Annotated in this window: 3 protein-coding genes and 1 pseudogene; all 4 read left to right on the top strand. The window is 62.2% G+C overall.

The window, feature by feature from the left end:
* The first annotated feature begins 53 nt into the window (after positions 1-53).
* Positions 54-725, top strand: a complete 672-nt coding sequence (gene queC, locus PHP59_RS12325; RefSeq protein ID WP_300167409.1) for a 7-cyano-7-deazaguanine synthase QueC — start codon at positions 54-56, stop codon at positions 723-725.
* Positions 722-1219 (top strand): NUDIX hydrolase, encoded by a 498-nt coding sequence (locus PHP59_RS12320; RefSeq protein ID WP_300167408.1) that lies wholly within the window; start codon positions 722-724, stop codon positions 1217-1219. The genes queC and PHP59_RS12320 overlap by 4 nt, the downstream gene beginning before the upstream one ends.
* Positions 1220-1314: 95 nt before the next feature.
* Positions 1315-2598, top strand: a complete 1284-nt coding sequence (gene prf1 / locus PHP59_RS12315; RefSeq protein WP_300167406.1) for a peptide chain release factor aRF-1 — start codon at positions 1315-1317, stop codon at positions 2596-2598.
* Positions 2599-3011, top strand: a pseudogene (locus tag PHP59_RS12310) (arginine--tRNA ligase); the annotation flags it as partial.

Below are 3011 nucleotides of genomic sequence, written 5' to 3'. Positions count from 1 at the left end.
TTCCCGGTGCGTTTCCAGATCCAGCTCCACAAGTACCTGGAGATGAAGTAAGCATGAAAGCGGTATGCCTCCTCTCGGGCGGGATGGACTCGACCACCCTCGCCTATGTGGCGAAAGATATGGGCTACGATGTCCTCGCCCTCCACCTCAACTACGGCCAGCTGACAGAGAGGAAGGAGCGCGAGTGCGCGCGGACGGTCGCCGGCCTCCTCGGGGCGAAAGAGTTCCTGGAGGTGGATGTCGGCTACTTCAGGCAGTTCGGAAAGAGCGCCCTTGTCGACGAGGAGATCCCGGTGAACGATTTCAGGGAGGAGCACGCGGGTGTCCCGAAGACCTACGTCCCCTTCAGGAACGGGAACCTCCTCGCGATGGCGACGAGTTTTGCCGAGTCCCGCGACGCCGACGCGGTCTTCATCGGGGTGCAGTCCTCGGACTTCTCGGGCTACCCTGACTGCCGGGAGGAGTTCATCCGGGCCTTCCAGGCGGCGGTGGACCTCGGCACCGCGCAGGAGAAGCCGATCAGGCTGATGACCCCCTTCGTGCACATGAACAAGACCGCGATCCTGGAGAGGGGCCTCGCCCTCGGCGTGCCGTACGAGCACACCTGGTCCTGCTACACCAACAACGATGCCGCCTGCGGGGTCTGCGAGTCCTGTCACTTCAGGCTCGAAGCCTTCCGCGCCCTCGGCATCGAGGACCCGATCCCGTACGAGGTGCGGCCATGACCGAGATCTACAAAGGAAAGAGGCTCTCGGTCGAGCTGAACAGGTATACCCTCCCGAACGGGAAGGAGAAGGAAAGAGTCGTCGTCAAACCCGGCAACGCCGCGGTGATGCTCCCGATCGAGGGGGAGGACTGCTACCTTGTGCGGCAGTACCGCTTCGCCATCGGGGAGTACATCTATGAGGCGGCGGCCGGGACCCTCGAAGACGGCGAGGAACCTATCGAGACGGCGAGGCGCGAACTCGTCGAGGAGTGCCGGATCGCCGCCGGGGAGTTCATCCCGCGTGGCTTCATCTACACCTCGCCGGGTTTCACCGATGAACGGGCCTACCTCTTCGAGGCGCGGGGCCTCACGCCGTCGCGGGAGTTCGACCCGGACGACGACGAGGTGATCGAGGTGGTCAGGATGCCCCTCGCAAAGGCCGTCGCCATGTGCCGGGACGGGCGGATCAGCGACGCGAAGACGATCGCGATCCTCTGCCGGTGCCTGCGATGAAGCAGGCCTTCCGGCCCGCGTGATCGCCGTGTGCATGTAATTTATACGAATCTGAAGAGAAACAAGTACTAACTTTGATGACTGGTGAATGAGAGATGACCGAAAACGCCGAAAATATAGTGGAGATGGACTCGGCGAGGCTGCGATACGAGTTCAAGAAGATGCTCGAACGCCTCGAAGCGAAGCAAGGGAGCGGCACCGAGCTCATCTCCCTCTATATCCCCCCGGACAAGCAGATCTATGACGTGACCGCCCAGCTACGGGACGAGTTCGGGCAGTGCGCGAACATCAAGAGCAAACAGACCCGAACGAACGTGCAGAGCGCCATCTCTTCCATCCTCTCCCGGCTCAAATACTTCAAGAGGCCGCCGGAAAAAGGCATGGCCGTTTTCTGCGGGACGGTCAGCACGGTCGGCGACCGCACCGACCTCCAGTGCGAGATCGTCCACCCGCCCGAGCCCATCAACCTGTACATGTACCGCTGCTCCTCGAACTTCGAGCTCGAACCCCTCAAGCAGATGCTCGAAGAGAAGCAGGTCTACGGACTTCTGGTCATCGACAGGCGAGAGGCGTACTGGGGCTTCCTGCGGGGCAACAGGATCGAGCCCATCGGAGGGTCCACCTCGATGGTGCCGGGCAAGCAGCGTAAAGGCGGTCAGTCGTCGGTGCGATTCCAGCGTCTGCGTCTCATCGCCATCAACGAGTTCTACAAGAAGGTCGGCGACCATGCGAGCGACACCTTCCTTGCCGAGAAGGACTACTTCAACCGTTTCCAGGGCCTCCTGATCGGCGGGCCGTCGCCGACGAAAGAGGAGTTCAACGAGGGCGGGTTCCTCCACCACGAGGTCCAGAAGCGTGTCCTCGGCCTCTTCGACGTCGCGTACACGAACGAGAGCGGCCTTGCCGAACTCGTCGACAACGCACAGGACGCCCTGAAGGGCGTCGAGGTCGTCAAGGAGAAGGAAGTGATGAACCGCTTCCTGAAAGAACTTGTCAAGGACGACGGCGTCGCCGCCTACGGCGAGGAGAGCGTGCGAAAGAACCTCGAAGACGGCGCCGTCGCGGTCCTGATCCTCTCCGACAGGCTGCGCGAGTCCCGCCTGAAGATCAGGTGCGGGAACTGCGGCTACTGCGAGGAGAAGACGGTGAAGACCGAGCCCGGCAAGACGACAAAGGATATCGACCTCGGGAACTGCCCGAAGTGCAGTTCCCCCCTCCAGATCGAGGAGGAAGTCGACATCATCGAGGAGATGACGACCCTCGCCGACCAGAGCAGTGCGAAGGTCGAGATCATCTCAGACGACTTCGAAGAGGGTTCGATGCTCTACTCCGCCTTCGGCGGGATTGCGGCGATCCTCAGATACAGGACGGGATACTGAATGTTCCTTGAAACTTACCGGCAGATAGAAGAGGCGCTCCGGGCGTGCACCGGAGAAGAGACAGTCGAACTCACGGACGGAGGCGAGCACGCGGACTATGCGACCACCGTCGCCTTCTCCCTCGCGAAGAAACTGAGAAAGTCCCCGATGGTCATCGCGACCGAGCTTGCGGCAGAGCTCACCGGGCGTCTTGCCGACGCAGGGATCACGGTCGAGACGAAGGGCCCGTACATCAACTTCCACGTGAGCGCCGCGTACGTGCAGGACGCGGTCAGGGAGGCCCTGGAACCCGGCTACGGGAAGCTCCCGGCACATGCCGGGAAGGTGATCCTGGAGCACACGAGCGCGAACCCGAACGGCCCCCTCCATGTCGGCCACATCAGGAACTCGATCATCGGCGACACCCTGGCCCG

This window comes from Methanofollis sp. (genome assembly GCF_028702905.1).
Lineage (GTDB): Archaea > Halobacteriota > Methanomicrobia > Methanomicrobiales > Methanofollaceae > Methanofollis.
This window is presented reverse-complemented; position numbering and strand designations above follow the sequence as displayed.

Excerpts from the sequence above, each read along its gene's own strand:
- queC (WP_300167409.1), top strand. The coding sequence starts at position 54 with ATGAAAGCGGTATGCCTCCTCTCGGGCGGGATGGACTCGACCACCCTC.
- PHP59_RS12320 (WP_300167408.1), top strand. The coding sequence starts at position 722 with ATGACCGAGATCTACAAAGGAAAGAGGCTCTCGGTCGAGCTGAACAGG.
- prf1 (WP_300167406.1), top strand. The coding sequence starts at position 1,315 with ATGACCGAAAACGCCGAAAATATAGTGGAGATGGACTCGGCGAGGCTG.